Source organism: Paraburkholderia sp. FT54 (assembly GCF_031585635.1).
In the GTDB taxonomy this organism is placed as follows: domain Bacteria; phylum Pseudomonadota; class Gammaproteobacteria; order Burkholderiales; family Burkholderiaceae; genus Paraburkholderia.
Window position 1 is genome coordinate 1,004,708 of record NZ_CP134195.1, and the last position, 13,541, is coordinate 1,018,248.

The window sequence follows — 13,541 nt, forward strand, 5'->3', positions numbered from 1 at the left end:
TCCTGGGTCAGGCCGCTTTCGGCGCGTGATGAGACACGTTGGCGAGACCGAAGTCTTCGGGGAAATGATCGAGTGCGGACAGCACCGGGAACGGCGTCATGCCGCCCATCGCGCAGAGCGAACCGGACACCATCGTGTCGCACAGATCGCGTAGCAACTGCACCTGCCGAGTGGACGTATCGCCGTTGCGAATCCGGCCGATCACTTCGACGCCGCGCGTCGAGCCGATCCGGCACGGTGTGCATTTGCCGCACGATTCGAGTGCGCAAAAGTGCATGGCGTACTGCGCGAGTTCAGCGAGATTCGAGGTGTCGTCATGCACGACGAGGCCGCCGTGGCCTACCACCGCGCCGACTGCCGCGTACGCCTCGTAGTCCATCGGAATGTCCCACTGGCTTTCCGGCAGATACGTGCCGAGCGGGCCGCCCACTTGCACCGCGCGCGCCGGCCGGCCGCTCGCCGTGCCGCCGCCGTAGTCGTAGAGCAATTCGCGCAGCGTCACGCCGAACGCGAGTTCGACCAGACCGCCTTGCTTGACGTTGCCCGCCAGCTGGAACGGCAGCGTGCCGCGCGAGCGGCCCATGCCGAAGTCTTTGTAGAAGGCCGCGCCGCGCGCGAAGATGATCGGTACCGTGGCGAGCGTGATGACGTTGTTGATCACGGTCGGCTGGCCGAACAGGCCGACGAGCGCCGGCACCGGCGGCTTGGCGCGCACGATGCCGCGCTTGCCTTCGAGCGATTCGAGCAGCGCCGTTTCCTCGCCGCACACATAGGCACCGGCGCCTTTCGCGACGAACAGTTCGAAGCGATGCGTTGTCGAAAGCACGCTGTCGCCGAGCCAGCCGGCGGCGCGCGCTTTGGCGATGGCCGCTTCGAGCATCGCGATCGAATGCGGGTACTCGCTGCGCACGTAGATATGGCCGACCGTCGCGCCCGTCACGACGCCCGCGATGATCATCCCTTCGATCAGCACGTACGGATCGCTTTCCATCACGAGGCGGTCGGAGAAGGTGCCGGAATCGCCTTCGTCCGCGTTGCAGACGATGTACTTCTGCGCCGCCTTGGCGCCGCGCACCGTGCGCCATTTGATGCCGGCGGGGAAGGCCGCGCCGCCACGGCCACGCAGGCCGGATTCGATCAGGGCTTCGCAGGCGGCGTCGCCGTCGGTCTGCAGGGCTTGGCGCAAACCTTCGAGACCGCCGTGGGCGACGTAGTCGTCGATGGAAAGCGGATCCGTGATGCCGATGCGCGCGAAGGTCAGGCGCTGCTGCTTCTTCAGATACGGAATGTCGTCGACCACGCCGACGCGGTTCGCGTGTGCCCCGCCTTCAAGCAAGCCGGCGTCGAACAACGCGGCGACGTCGTTTGCTTCGACATTCGCGTAGCCGATGCGGCCTTCAGGCGTTTGCACTTCGACGAGCGGTTCGAGCCACAGCAGACCGCGCGAACCGTTGCGAACCAGTTCGATTGCAACGCCGCGGCGTGCGGCTTCAGCTTCGATTGCCTGAGCGAGCGCATCGGCGCCGAGCGCCAGCGCCGACGAATCACGGGGAACGTAGATGCGCGTCATGCCGTCACCTCCACACACTTGCTGGCGGCCGCGAAAATCGCGTCGAATTTTTGCGGCGTGACTCTGGCGTGCAGCGTGCCGTTGAGCATCAGCGCCGGGGACAGCGCGCATTGGCCGAGGCAATACACTGATTCTAGTTCGACCGCCGCGCCGTGCTGGTGTTCGGCGTCGAAGCGGCAACCGGTGTGAGCCTCGATATGCTGCGCGAGGGCCTCGGTGCCCATGCTGCGGCAGGCTTCCGCGCGGCACAGTTGCACCGTCACGGGCGCGGCCGGCTGCGAGCGGAAGTGGTGGTAGTAGGTGATGACGCCGTGCACTTCCGCGCGCGACAGGTTCATGGCACGCGCTAGCGGCGCAACCGCGGCGGGTGGCACATAACCAACTTCGTCCTGAATCGCGTGCAAGACCGCTAGCAGCGACATGCCCGGTTGCGCGTGACGCTGCACCAGTTGCTCCGGCGCGATGGCGATGGAATCGTCCAAATGAAAGCTCCTTCAAAGTCATATATGCACTTGTTATTCATAATGCGTGCACTTATGCTTTGTATATTCGGTAGGGAATAGCCGAACAATAGGCGGGTGATTCGGCCGATGCAATAGGAAAGAGTTCAACATATATGATCAGAATCGAGTGTCACGCGCAACTGGTGGTGAAGGGTCCGGACGGCCGCGAGGCAAGCCTGTCGGACGTGGTGCCGCTCCTCGCGCTGGTCGATGAATCCGGCAGCATCGCGCAGGCGGCGATGCTTAAGGGTTTGTCCTACCGTCACGCGTGGGGTTTGCTGCGCAGCATCGAAGAGCGTTTGGGCGGTCCGTTGATCGCGAAAGAGCGTGGCCGCGGCTCGGTGCTCTCCGAACTCGGGCAAGCGGTGTTGCGTGCGCAGCGTCTGTGTGGCGAGCGGCTCGACGGCAACATGCAGGCGCTCGCCAGCGAAGTGGCGAGCGATCTGAACCGCTGGCTCGCCCCCGCCGCCGACGACGTGCGCATCTTCGCGTCGCACGGTTACGCGGTGGCCGCGCTCGTGACGGCGCTGGTCGCCAACGATCTGCCGGTCGATATCAAGTATCGCGACAGCGCGGACGCCGTCAGCGCGCTCGCGCGGGGCGAATGCGATCTGGCCGGCTTTCATTTGCCGCTCGGCGAATTTCGCGCGGCATGCGCCGATGCGTACCGGCGCTGGCTCGACCCGCAGCGTCACGTGCTCGTGCATCTCACGCGACGCAAGCAAGGGCTCTTTCTCGGCAAGGGCAATCCCAAGGGAATCGCCAGCCTGGGCGATCTCGCGCGCGACGATATCCGCTTCGTCAATCGACAACCGGGCTCCGGCACGCGCATGTTGCTCGATCTCGCGCTACGGAAAGTTGGAGTCGATCCGGATCGGGTCAATGGCTATGCGTCAGCCGAACTCACGCACTCGGCGATTGCGGCGTTTGTTGCGAGCGGCATGGCGGATGTGGGTTTTGGCGTGGAGCCCGCGGCGCATCACTTCGGTCTCGACTTCATTCCGATCGTCGACGAAGACTATTATTTTGCCTGTGACCGCGCACGCCTCGAACGTGCGCCGCTTGCGACAGTGCTCGATTTGCTGCGCGGCAGCGCGTTTCGGCATAGCGTCGATCAGCTAGAAGGCTACGACCCACATGAGTGCGGCAAGCTGGTCGATCTCGACGAGGGCCTGGGCGAAGCGGTAGCGTAAGCAGCGGTAAACATGAGTCTGTGTTTCGCGCTGCGTATGGCGTCCGTTTGGGATACTCTCTAAGCTTCCGCTTCCGCCTTAACCGCGCGCTACGTCGCGCCGATCGATATGAAAGTCATTCTTCACGCATGTGCCGCCGTTGCGACGGCTGGTGTGCTTCTCGCCACCGCTTCGGTTGCGTTCGCGCAGAATTCGCCGGGTGTTCCTGGCGGCATCCTGCAAGATCAGTTCCGTCTTGCCGAGCATCCGCAAATGCCGTTTGCGGCGTCGGCGCCGTCGGACAAGTACCAGACCGGCAAAAAATCGGCCATGCGCAAACGAGGTGATATGGGCGATCCGAATGGCTGCAATCTGCAGTGCCCTAAAGACGAATAAGCGGACGCATGGTTGTTGGCGCGACGCCGGCGTTCTGCCGGCGTCTTCCGTTTGGCTCTCAGGGTTTAGCTTGGTGCCGTTGCCTGGCGGCCGGTGTTTAAGGCTTCGCCGTGTGCCACATGTCCTTGAAGCCTTCTCCCTTCATGTCTCCCGCCTGCTTGTCCGCCGCATAGCGATACAGCGGATGGCCCTTGTATGCCCATTGCTGCTTGCCGTCGGCGCCGGCGATCAAGGTCCAGTCACCAGACGGCTTGTCCGACGCGCTAGCCGTGGCCGCTGGCCAGTAGTTCATGCAGCCGCCGGTGCAGGCGCTTACGCCGGGCGTCGTGTCCTTGTCGAAGGTGTAGAGCGTCATGCCGTCCGCAGTGACGAAGCGCCCGTCGACGATTTTCGGCGCCTCTGCGAATGCGCTTTGTTGCAGTGCGAGGAGGGCGAGGCAGAAGAGAGTCTTGCGCATGATGTGGGCTCCTGATTTTGGTGTTGGTCTCACGCGAGCACGGCGTGCGTGCGCGTGAGGATCAAACGACTGAGCGGATGCTTTTATTCCAATCACTACTTCGCGAGAGGATCGGGATGGGGTCCGTCAGGGAGCAGTACTGGGATGAGATAAGAATAGTGCGGGAAAGAGCGCAGCGGGAAGGACGCGGGGGATAAGAAAAAACCCGCAAGCAGCAGACTGCTTACGGGTTTCAGGTGAGACTTGATGGTGCGGCGTGAAACGTGTTCTGGTGGAGGCGGCGGGAATCGAACCCGCGTCCAGAAGCACTCTACGACCAGTTCTACATGTTTAGTTCTGTCATTTGATTTAACCGTAGTGACGCGGACGAACACGCTGCACGACGGCGATTCACTAATTTTTCGACCCGGATGTCGTGACACCACCAAGGCTTAACTGACGTATATGACCTCTGTCGGTATTGCTACCGGTCTTGCGACTCTAGCCCGTCAGTGAACTAGGCAGAGGACGGCGGCCCTTAGGCTGCCAGTGCGAACGTATCGTCGTTTGCAGTTACGTTTTTCCCATTGATTAACGAGGTGACGGGTCCTCGACATGCCCTAGCCGCTTCGCAACCCCTGTCGAAACCAGGTCGCCCCCGCGGTTCGTTGCTCAAGTTTCTGAGCCAAGCGAAGATTTTACAATAGATTGACGGCCACGTCCTGACTCATTGGCGTGGCTGGCGCGGCGGCTTGGCTTTATCCGCCGCCTGCGCTTCAGTCGAGGTCGCGCAGCAGCCTCTGCAATTCAGCCGGCGACTGGACGACGTGTTGCGCGTGCCATTGTGTCGGCGGAATATCGTTGCCGCAGTAGCCGTATGCCGCCGCGACCGTCTTCATGCCGGCGGCGAAACCCGCCTGCACGTCGCGCAGATCGTCGCCGACGTAGACGATGCGCTCCGGCACCACGCCCAGTTCACGCGCGGCGTGCAGCAACGGCGCCGGGTGTGGTTTCGAATGCGGCGTCGTGTCGCCGCTCACGATACAACCCGCCCGCTCTTCGAGGCCGAGTTGCGCGATCAGCGGCTCGGTGAGCCGTGCAACCTTGTTCGTGACGATGCCCCATCGCACGCCGCGTGCGTCCAACTCGTCGAGCAATTCCGGGATGCCCGGAAACAGCGTGGTCTCGATGCACAGGTCTGCTTCGTAGTTGGCGAGAAACTCCTCGCGCATCGACGCGAACTCGTGACTATCGGGGCCGATCCCAAACGCACCGCCGATCAGCCCGCGCGCGCCTGCCGACGCAAGCGGGCGCAGATCTTCGAGCGGCACCATCTCCAGCCCGCGATCGTGGCGCATCTTGTTGACGGCGGCCGCGAGGTCGGGTGCCGTGTCGGCTAGCGTGCCGTCGAGGTCGAACAGGACGGCTTGGCAAAGACCGAGTGCGTCTTCGTTGTCTTCGCGTTGGGGCAGGGGCGTGGGATCGCTCATTGATTCAATAGGTCCGGCAGGTCGGGGCGGATCAGAAGTCGCGTCGGCAGGCGAGCATGTAATTCACGCTCGTGTCGGCGGACAGCATGAAATGCTTGCTGAGCGGGTTATAGACGATGCCCTTGATATTGGCCGTGTGCAGGTCGGCCGCGCGCACAAAGCTCGCCAATTCCGACGGGCGAATGAAGCGCGCGTAGTCGTGCGTGCCCTTGGGCAGCATTCGCGCGATGTATTCGGCGCCGATCACGGCGAACAGGTACGACTTCACGTTGCGGTTCAACGTGGAAAAGAACACCCAGCCGCCGGGTTTCACCAGCGTCTTGCATGCCTCGACGATGGCGGCTGGCCGAGGCACGTGCTCCAGCATTTCCATGCAGGTCACGACGTCGTACGTACCCGGTTCGCGGGCGGCGAGCGCCTCGGCGGCGATTTCTTCGTAATCGACAGTTACGCCACTTTCAAGGCTGTGAAGATCGGCCACGCCCAAAGCTTGGGTTGACAGGTCGATGCCCTTCACGTGCGCGCCCAGGCCGGCCATCGACTCGGACAGAATGCCGCCGCCGCAACCGATGTCCAGCACGGTCTTGCCCGCGAGATGCGCGTGCGTGTCGATCCAGTTCAGGCGAATGGGATTGAGCTCGTGCAACGGCTTGAATTCGGCATTCGGGTCCCACCAACGATGCGCAAGGTCGCTAAATTTCTGCAGTTCGTGGGGATCGGCGTTGGTCATGGCGGAAGCTGCCTCGAAGAAAGCGGTGAGCGGGCGCTCGAGGATAAACCCTGAGTATATAGGGCGAGAGACGGGGCAGCAAAATGCCCTCCCTCGAGGTCCGCCCGCTGCCGGCGCGCGACAACGCGCTAGCGGCCGGACATAAAAAAAGCCCCGCCGAAGCGGGGCTTTGATACTGCGGTATTGTGTTGCTTACTGCTTCGAAGTACCGACAACTTCGACTTCCACGCGACGATCCGGTGCGAGGCAGGCGATGAGTTGCTTGCGGTTCTTCTGGTTGCAACCGGTCGTAACCGGGTTGCGCTTGCCCTTGCCTTCCGTATAGATACGGTTGGATTCGATGCCCTTGCTGACGAGGTATGCCTTCACAGCTTGAGCACGGCGCAGCGACAGACGGTCGTTGTACTTGTCCGAACCGATACGGTCCGTGTAACCCGTTGCGACGACGACTTCGAGGTTCAGCGCGCCGATCTTCGATGCCAGATCGTCCAGCTTTTCCTTGCCAGCCGGCTTCAGGATTGCCTTGTCAAAGTCGAACAGTGCGTCAGCTTGATACGTAATCTTCTGGCTCGTAATAGCCGGTGCAGGTGCGACCGGAGCCGGCGGAGTCGGAGCTTGAGCAACCAGAGCGCCATCGCACTTTGCGTTGGCCGTTGCCGGCGTCCAGAATGCATCGCGCCAGCACAGCTCGTTCGTGCCGTTCATCCACACGTATTCGCCGGTACCATTCACCCAGTTGTCGTTCGTAGCTTGTCGCGACGCCGGCACCGACTGTGCCATGGCGGATGCAGCCATAACCGCGGTAGCTGCAATGAACGCGAGCTTTGAAAGTTTATTCATATTTCTCCTCTCGAAATTGAGATTACCGCAGGTTTACTGCGAGCCTGTTGACGAAGACAAGTCATACATTGCTCGAAGTATAACATCGGTGTAGAACAAAAAACGTGCTGTGTAGACTTCGAGCAGTGTCTAACTCTTTGTGCGTTGGCATTTTGCCATATCGTTCCCTTCCAACGATAAAAAAATCTGCCCCCCATCAAATCACCCTCCAATTGTGGTGCATGCGCAACAGAAGCAATTCCCTGGAGGCTCCGCCAGTCATGGCTGAGCGGCGAATTGCCTCACGCACGAATCGAGCCTGATCGGACCAGAAATGGACGCCGAGGAACGCTTCGCTTGCATTCCACTAATAGGTATACGCACCTTCGCCGGGAGCGGATTCGCGGCATGTTAGAATCGCGTGATGCGTTGCGCCTGCAATGCTTACGCGAAGGCGCGGCGAAGTGAAGTTAAGCCGTCGTCTTGGCACGTAAAAGATACGGATAATGGATCAATTCGCCAAAGAGACTCTGCCAATCTCCCTAGAGGAGGAAATGCGCCGTTCGTATCTCGATTACGCGATGAGCGTGATCGTAGGGCGTGCGCTTCCCGATGTTCGCGATGGCCTGAAGCCGGTACACCGGCGCGTGCTGTACGCGATGCACGAACTGAACAACGACTGGAACCGGGCGTACAAGAAGTCGGCGCGTATTGTCGGCGACGTCATCGGTAAATACCACCCGCACGGCGACACGGCTGTTTACGACACCATCGTCCGGATGGCGCAAGACTTCTCGTTGCGCTACATGCTGGTGGATGGTCAGGGCAACTTCGGCTCGGTCGACGGCGACAATGCCGCGGCGATGCGGTACACCGAAATCCGCATGGCGAAGATCGGCCACGAACTGCTGGCCGACATCGACAAGGAAACGGTCGACTTCACGCCGAACTACGACGGCAGCGAAAACGAACCGGCCATCTTGCCGGCGCGTATTCCCAATCTGCTGATCAATGGCTCGTCCGGCATCGCGGTCGGCATGGCGACCAACATCCCGCCGCACAACCTCAACGAGGTTGTCGACGCCTGCCAGCATCTGCTCAAGAACCCGGAAGCCACGATCGACGAACTGATCGAGATCATTCCGGCGCCCGACTTCCCGACCGCCGGCATCATCTACGGCGTGGCGGGCGTGCGCGACGGCTATCGCACCGGCCGTGGCCGCGTGGTGATGCGCGCGCTCACGCACTTCGAGGAAATCGATCGCGGCCAGCGCATGGCGATCATCGTCGACGAATTGCCGTACCAGGTGAACAAGCGCTCGCTTCTGGAGCGCATCGCCGAGCTGGTCAACGAGAAGAAGCTGGAAGGTATTTCCGACATCCGCGACGAATCCGACAAGAGCGGCATGCGCGTCGTGATCGAGCTGAAGCGCGGCGAAGTGCCGGAAGTGGTTCTCAACAATCTGTACAAGGCGACCCAGCTTCAGGACACCTTCGGCATGAACATGGTCGCGCTGGTCGACGGCCAGCCGAAGCTGCTGAACCTGAAGGAAATGCTGTCGTGTTTCCTGTCGCATCGCCGGGAAGTGCTGACGCGGCGCACTGTATACGAACTGCGCAAGGCGCGCGAACGCGGCCACGTGCTCGAAGGTCTGGCGGTCGCGCTCGCCAACATCGACGAGTTCATCGCGATCATCAAAGCCGCGCCGACTCCGCCGATCGCCAAGCAGGAATTGATGGCGCGTCCGTGGGATTCGTCGCTGGTGCGCGAAATGTTGTCGCGCGCCGAGACGGAAAACGCGACGGCGGGCGGCCGCGAAGCCTACCGTCCTGACGGCTTGAATCCGTCGTTCGGCATGCAGTCCGACGGCCTCTACCGTCTGTCCGACACCCAGGCTCAGGAAATTCTGCAGATGCGTCTGCAGCGCCTGACTGGCCTGGAGCAGGACAAGATCATCGGCGAGTACCGCGAAGTCATGGCGCAAATCGCCGACCTGCTGGATATCCTGGCTCGCCCGGAACGCATTACGGCGATCATCGTCGACGAACTCACGTCGATCAAAACCGAATTCGGTGACGCGCGCCGCTCGAAGATCGAGCTGAACGCCACCGAACTGAACACCGAAGATCTGATCACGCCGCAAGAGATGGTCGTGACCATGTCGCACGCCGGCTACGTGAAATCGCAGCCGTTGTCCGAATACAGTGCGCAGAAGCGGGGTGGCCGCGGCAAGCAGGCCACGGCGATGAAAGAAGACGACTGGATCGACACGCTGTTCATCGCGAACACGCACGATCACATCCTGTGCTTCTCGAATCGCGGTCGTGTCTATAGCGTGAAGGTCTATGAAGTGCCGCAAGGTTCGCGCAATTCGCGCGGCCGTCCGATTATCAATATCTTCCCGCTTCAGGAAGGCGAAAAGATTACGGTTGTCCTGCCGGTCAAGGAATTCTCGGCTGACAAATTCGTCTTCATGGGCACCGCGTTAGGAACCGTAAAAAAGACGCCGCTGGAAGCCTTTGGCCGCGTGTTGCGCAAGGGTATTATTGCGGTCGGTCTGGATGACGGCGACTACCTGATCGGCGCCGCCATCACTGACGGCCAGCACGACGTGATGCTGTTCTCGGATTCGGGCAAGGCGGTTCGCTTCGACGAGAACGACGTGCGTCCGATGGGCCGCGAAGCGCGCGGCGTGCGAGGCATGCAGCTCGAAGAGGGCCAGAACGTGATCGCATTGCTGGTGGCCGGCGACGAGCAGCAGTCGGTGCTCACCGCGACGGAAAACGGTTTCGGCAAGCGCACGCCGATCATCGAGTACACCCGTCACGGCCGTGGTACGAAGGGCATGATCGCGATCCAGACGTCGGAGCGCAACGGCAAGGTCGTCGCCGCCACGCTGGTCGATCAGGAAGCGCAGATCATGCTGATCACCAATACGGGCGTGCTGATCCGTACGCGAGTGTCGGAAATTCGAGAAATGGGACGTGCAACCCAAGGTGTTACACTCATCAGCCTTGATGAAGGGACCAAGCTTTCAGGTCTGCAACAGGTTGCGGAGGCCGAAGCCGAAGGTGATGCGGAAGGCGACGTCGAAGGTGACAACGGCGGCGAAGAGGGCGGTGCGGCCTGATTCGCGTCAGCGTCTTACAGTCTCAGTGATTAGTTGAAAGCTGCGCCGGGAATAATGACGTGTCGGGCTGATACGTGTCCCGCGCGGCTTGCTGCTCAAGTTCATTTCTATTAGGGAGTAATGATGCAAAAACGATTCAAACAACTGATGTTGCTGGCTGCCCTCGTGCCGACCTTTGCCATGGCTCAAGCGCTTCAGAGCTCGGCTCCGGCGGCTCCGGCTGCTGCCGCAGCACCGGTTGATCCGGCCAAGCAGGCTGCAATCAAGGACCTGTTGGACGCAATCGACGCGCAGAAGCTCGTCGGCGCGATCGGCAACAGCGCCCAGATGCAAGCCAAGCAGCTGGTCCCGGCTATCCTGTCGGACGCGCTGAGCGAAAACAAGACGATGACGGACAAGCAGAAGCAGGCTTCCGTCCCGACGCTGCAAAAGAATGCAGTGCCGAAGCTGGTTGACGGCGCAGGTCAGGTGTTCGCAACGGACAGTTTCCGTCAAGACGCCATGCAAGCTCAGTACGACGCTTACGCGAAGTACTACAGCACGTCGGAAATCAAAGATCTGACGACGTTCTACAAGAGCCCGACCGGCCGCAAGTTCATCCAGGTGCAAGACCAGGTTGGCCGCGACGTCGTGAACGGCTTGATGCAAAAGTACATGCCGCAGTCGATCAAGGCAACGCGTGACCAGGCCGACAAGGAAGTCGCTTCGGTCAAGCCGGCCAAGTAACTCCAAAGCCGAAAGGCTGCGCTGACATCGCGCCAGCCGCCGCCTGGCAGGCCCGCCGTGGAATGATGGCGCGCCGGGTTTGGCGGCTTGGCGGTGACAATGCGATAATGGCCGTTTGCGCACACGCGCGGACGGCCATTTTCTTTTTCGGCGCGAAATGGTCCGAACCCGTGTCGGAAAATCGCGCCGGCAATATCGGGTTGCCAGCTTCACGGTGATTGTTCGCCCGGCTGCCAGCTTCGCCGATCTTTGCGCGATTTTCTTTTTTGCGCCTGCTTCCAGGATCTCACGATGCGCGTCTTTAATTTCTCCGCCGGCCCTGCGGCCATGCCCGAAGAAGTACTGCGTCAAGCCGCCGGCGAAATGCTCGATTGGCAAGGCAGCGGTATGAGCGTGATGGAAATGAGCCATCGCGGGAAAGAGTTCATGTCGATCCACGAGGAAGCGCTCGTCGACCTGCGTGACTTGCTCGATGTGCCCGCCAGCCATCGCATCCTGTTCCTGCAAGGCGGCGGTCTCGGCGAGAACGCGATCGTGCCGATGAATCTGATGGGCGCGAAGCCGCGCGCGGATTTCGTCGTGACGGGTTCGTGGTCGCAGAAGTCGCTGAAGGAAGCGCAGAGGTACGGCACCGTGCATCTGGCGGCGAGCGGCCAGACGGCCGAGGGTTTCACCCGCGCGCCGGCGCGCTCCGAATGGCAACTGTCGGACGACCCGGCGTACGTGCATCTGTGCACGAACGAGACGATCCACGGCGTCGAGACGTTCGAGATTCCCGATCTCGGCGATATTCCGCTGGTGGCCGACGCCTCGTCGCACATCCTGTCGCGTCCCATGGACATCGCCAAATACGGCGTGCTGTTCGGCGGCGCGCAGAAGAATATCGGCATGGCCGGCGTGACGGTGGTGATCGTGCGCGAAGACTTGCTGGATCGCGCGCAGTCGATCTGCCCGTCGGCGTTCGAATGGAAGACCGTCGCCGAGAACAATTCGATGTACAACACGCCGCCCACCTATGCGATCTACATCGCCGGGCTGGTGTTTAAATGGTTGAAGAAGCAGGGCGGCCTTGCCGCAATGGAAGCGCGTAATGTCGAGAAGTCGAAGCTGCTGTACGACACGATCGACTCGAGCAGCTTCTATCTGAACAAGGTCGAACGCGGCTCGCGCTCGCGGATGAACGTACCGTTCTTCCTCGCGGACGAGTCGCGCAATGAAGATTTCCTGGCCGGCGCGAAAGCGCGGGGAATGGTGCAGCTAAAGGGCCACAAGTCCGTCGGCGGCATGCGGGCGTCGATTTATAACGCCGTCCCGCTCGAGGGCGTCAAAGCGCTTGTCGAATACATGAAGGAATTCGAACAGCGCAGCGCCTGAGCCACACTGGCTAGCGGGCGCGCGCATCCTTTCCAGCACGCATTTTTGCAGCAGCTACCGGCAGGGCCGTTTTCACGCATGGACGACGAACTCAATACCCGACTCAAACCTCTTCGCGAACGCATCGACGCGCTCGACGCGCAGTTGATCGCGCTCCTCAATCAGCGCGCCGCGGTGGCGCTCGAAGTGGGCGAGGTCAAGAAGCATTTCAACGCGCCGGTGTTCCGGCCGGAGCGCGAGCAGCAGGTGATCGCGCGTCTGCAGGACATGAGCGAAGGGCCGCTCGCGAGCGAGCATATCAGCGCGATCTGGCGCGAGATCATGGCCGCGAGCCGCGCGCTCGAGAAGACCATCAAGGCCGCGTACCTCGGCCCGGTCGGCACTTACAGCGAACAGGCAATGCACGAGTACTTCGGTCAATCGATCGAAGGACTGGCGTGTCCGTCGATCGACGAAGTGTTCCGCTCGGTCGAAGCCGGCGCCGCGGAATTCGGCGTCGTGCCGGTCGAGAATTCGACCGAAGGCGCGGTGTCGCGCACGCTCGATCTGCTGCTGCAAACGCAACTCACGATCGGCGGCGAGCTGGCTTTGCCGATCCACCACAATCTGTTGACGCTGAACGGCGGCCTCACGGGCGTGACGCGCGTGTGCGCGCACGCGCAGGCGCTTGCCCAGTGTCAGCGCTGGCTGTCGAGCAACGCGCCGCATCTGGAGCGCCAGGCCGTATCGAGTAACGCGGAAGCGGCACGCATGGCAGCGGAAGACCCGACCGTCGCGGCAATCGCCGGCGATCGTGCGGCGACCCACTACGGCCTGCAAGTGGCGTATGCGCTGATTCAGGACGATCCGCACAACCGCACGCGTTTCGTGATGATCGGCAAGCAGCCGGCCGGCCCGAGCGGTTATGACCAGACGTCGCTGATCGTGTCGGTAGTGAACGAGCCGGGCGCGATGGTCAAGCTGCTGGAGCCGCTGGCGCGTCACAGCGTCTCCATGACGCGCTTCGAATCGCGTCCGGCGCGCGTCGGCACGTGGGAGTATTACTTCTACATCGACGTCGAAGGCCATCGCGACGATCCGGCGGTTGCCGCCGCGCTTACCGAACTCGGCGAGAAGGCTGCGTTCCTGAAGATTCTGGGCTCGTATCCGCGCGCCCGCTAATGACAGTCAAGCGGCGGCCCGTGGCATCCCGGC

12 protein-coding genes and 1 other RNA gene are annotated in these 13,541 nt (G+C 61.7%); 6 read left to right on the forward strand and 7 right to left on the reverse strand.

Translation table 11 applies throughout. The features are described 5' to 3' along the window. Positions 1–7: 7 nt before the first annotated feature. Together RI103_RS04670 and RI103_RS04675 are read right to left on the reverse strand one after the other, a co-directional pair. Complete coding sequence (locus RI103_RS04670) at positions 8–1,570, reverse strand: NADH-ubiquinone oxidoreductase-F iron-sulfur binding region domain-containing protein (RefSeq protein ID WP_310814235.1); 1,563 nt, start codon at positions 1,568–1,570, stop codon at positions 8–10. After that, positions 1,567–2,052, reverse strand: coding sequence for an NAD(P)H-dependent oxidoreductase subunit E (locus tag RI103_RS04675; RefSeq protein WP_310814236.1), 486 nt, complete (start codon positions 2,050–2,052; stop codon positions 1,567–1,569). The genes RI103_RS04670 and RI103_RS04675 overlap by 4 nt, the downstream gene beginning before the upstream one ends. 134 nt (positions 2,053–2,186) lie before the next feature. On the opposite strand from RI103_RS04675, the gene RI103_RS04680 reads away from it, so the two are divergent. Together RI103_RS04680 and RI103_RS04685 are read left to right on the forward strand one after the other, a co-directional pair. Then, positions 2,187–3,266, forward strand: coding sequence for a substrate-binding domain-containing protein (locus RI103_RS04680; protein ID WP_310814237.1), 1,080 nt, complete (start codon positions 2,187–2,189; stop codon positions 3,264–3,266). 108 nt (positions 3,267–3,374) lie between these two features. Then, entirely contained in the window at positions 3,375–3,641 is a 267-nt protein-coding gene (locus RI103_RS04685; protein WP_310814238.1) for a hypothetical protein, read from the forward strand. Positions 3,642–3,738: 97 nt separating this feature from the next. Here RI103_RS04685 and RI103_RS04690 read toward each other — a convergent pair whose 3' ends face one another. The 5 genes from RI103_RS04690 to ompA all read right to left on the reverse strand — a co-directional run bounded on the left by RI103_RS04690 (position 3,739) and on the right by ompA (position 7,137). Further along, positions 3,739–4,098 carry a hypothetical protein gene (locus RI103_RS04690; RefSeq protein WP_310814239.1) on the reverse strand — a complete coding sequence of 120 codons (360 nt, stop codon included), beginning with the start codon at positions 4,096–4,098 and terminating at the stop codon, positions 3,739–3,741. Positions 4,099–4,367: 269 nt separating this feature from the next. After that, positions 4,368–4,737: a transfer-messenger RNA gene (gene ssrA, locus RI103_RS04695) on the reverse strand. A gap of 116 nt (positions 4,738–4,853) precedes the next feature. Next, a complete protein-coding gene (gph, locus tag RI103_RS04700; protein WP_310814240.1) occupies positions 4,854–5,567 on the reverse strand; it encodes a phosphoglycolate phosphatase in 714 nt (237 codons plus the stop codon). 31 nt (positions 5,568–5,598) lie between these two features. Beyond that, entirely contained in the window at positions 5,599–6,297 is a 699-nt protein-coding gene (gene ubiG, locus RI103_RS04705; protein WP_310814241.1) for a bifunctional 2-polyprenyl-6-hydroxyphenol methylase/3-demethylubiquinol 3-O-methyltransferase UbiG, read from the reverse strand. 192 nt (positions 6,298–6,489) lie between these two features. Next, entirely contained in the window at positions 6,490–7,137 is a 648-nt protein-coding gene (gene ompA / locus RI103_RS04710) for an outer membrane protein OmpA (RefSeq protein ID WP_012433983.1), read from the reverse strand. Positions 7,138–7,622: 485 nt separating this feature from the next. Between ompA and gyrA the strand changes: the two genes are divergently transcribed. From gyrA to pheA, 4 genes are all read left to right on the forward strand, one after another. Next, positions 7,623–10,247: a DNA gyrase subunit A gene (gene gyrA, locus RI103_RS04715; protein ID WP_310814242.1), complete on the forward strand. Its 2,625-nt coding sequence runs from the start codon at positions 7,623–7,625 to the stop codon at positions 10,245–10,247. 123 nt (positions 10,248–10,370) lie between these two features. Beyond that, positions 10,371–10,973: a DUF2059 domain-containing protein gene (locus RI103_RS04720; RefSeq protein WP_095420280.1), complete on the forward strand. Its 603-nt coding sequence runs from the start codon at positions 10,371–10,373 to the stop codon at positions 10,971–10,973. A 291-nt stretch (positions 10,974–11,264) separates the two neighbouring features. Beyond that, entirely contained in the window at positions 11,265–12,347 is a 1,083-nt protein-coding gene (serC, locus tag RI103_RS04725) for a 3-phosphoserine/phosphohydroxythreonine transaminase (protein ID WP_310814243.1), read from the forward strand. A gap of 78 nt (positions 12,348–12,425) precedes the next feature. Then, positions 12,426–13,508, forward strand: a complete 1,083-nt coding sequence (gene pheA, locus RI103_RS04730; RefSeq protein ID WP_310814244.1) for a prephenate dehydratase — start codon at positions 12,426–12,428, stop codon at positions 13,506–13,508. Positions 13,509–13,541: the final 33 nt, after the last annotated feature.

Coding starts and splice junctions, on each gene's coding strand:
- pheA (WP_310814244.1), top strand. CDS start 12,426: ATGGACGACGAACTCAATACCCGACTCAAACCTCTTCGCGAACGCATC.
- RI103_RS04685 (WP_310814238.1), top strand. CDS start 3,375: ATGAAAGTCATTCTTCACGCATGTGCCGCCGTTGCGACGGCTGGTGTG.
- RI103_RS04690 (WP_310814239.1), bottom strand. CDS start 4,098: ATGCGCAAGACTCTCTTCTGCCTCGCCCTCCTCGCACTGCAACAAAGC.
- RI103_RS04670 (WP_310814235.1), bottom strand. CDS start 1,570: ATGACGCGCATCTACGTTCCCCGTGATTCGTCGGCGCTGGCGCTCGGC.
- RI103_RS04720 (WP_095420280.1), top strand. CDS start 10,371: ATGCAAAAACGATTCAAACAACTGATGTTGCTGGCTGCCCTCGTGCCG.
- gyrA (WP_310814242.1), top strand. CDS start 7,623: ATGGATCAATTCGCCAAAGAGACTCTGCCAATCTCCCTAGAGGAGGAA.
- ubiG (WP_310814241.1), bottom strand. CDS start 6,297: ATGACCAACGCCGATCCCCACGAACTGCAGAAATTTAGCGACCTTGCG.
- serC (WP_310814243.1), top strand. CDS start 11,265: ATGCGCGTCTTTAATTTCTCCGCCGGCCCTGCGGCCATGCCCGAAGAA.
- RI103_RS04680 (WP_310814237.1), top strand. CDS start 2,187: ATGATCAGAATCGAGTGTCACGCGCAACTGGTGGTGAAGGGTCCGGAC.
- gph (WP_310814240.1), bottom strand. CDS start 5,567: ATGAGCGATCCCACGCCCCTGCCCCAACGCGAAGACAACGAAGACGCA.
- ompA (WP_012433983.1), bottom strand. CDS start 7,137: ATGAATAAACTTTCAAAGCTCGCGTTCATTGCAGCTACCGCGGTTATG.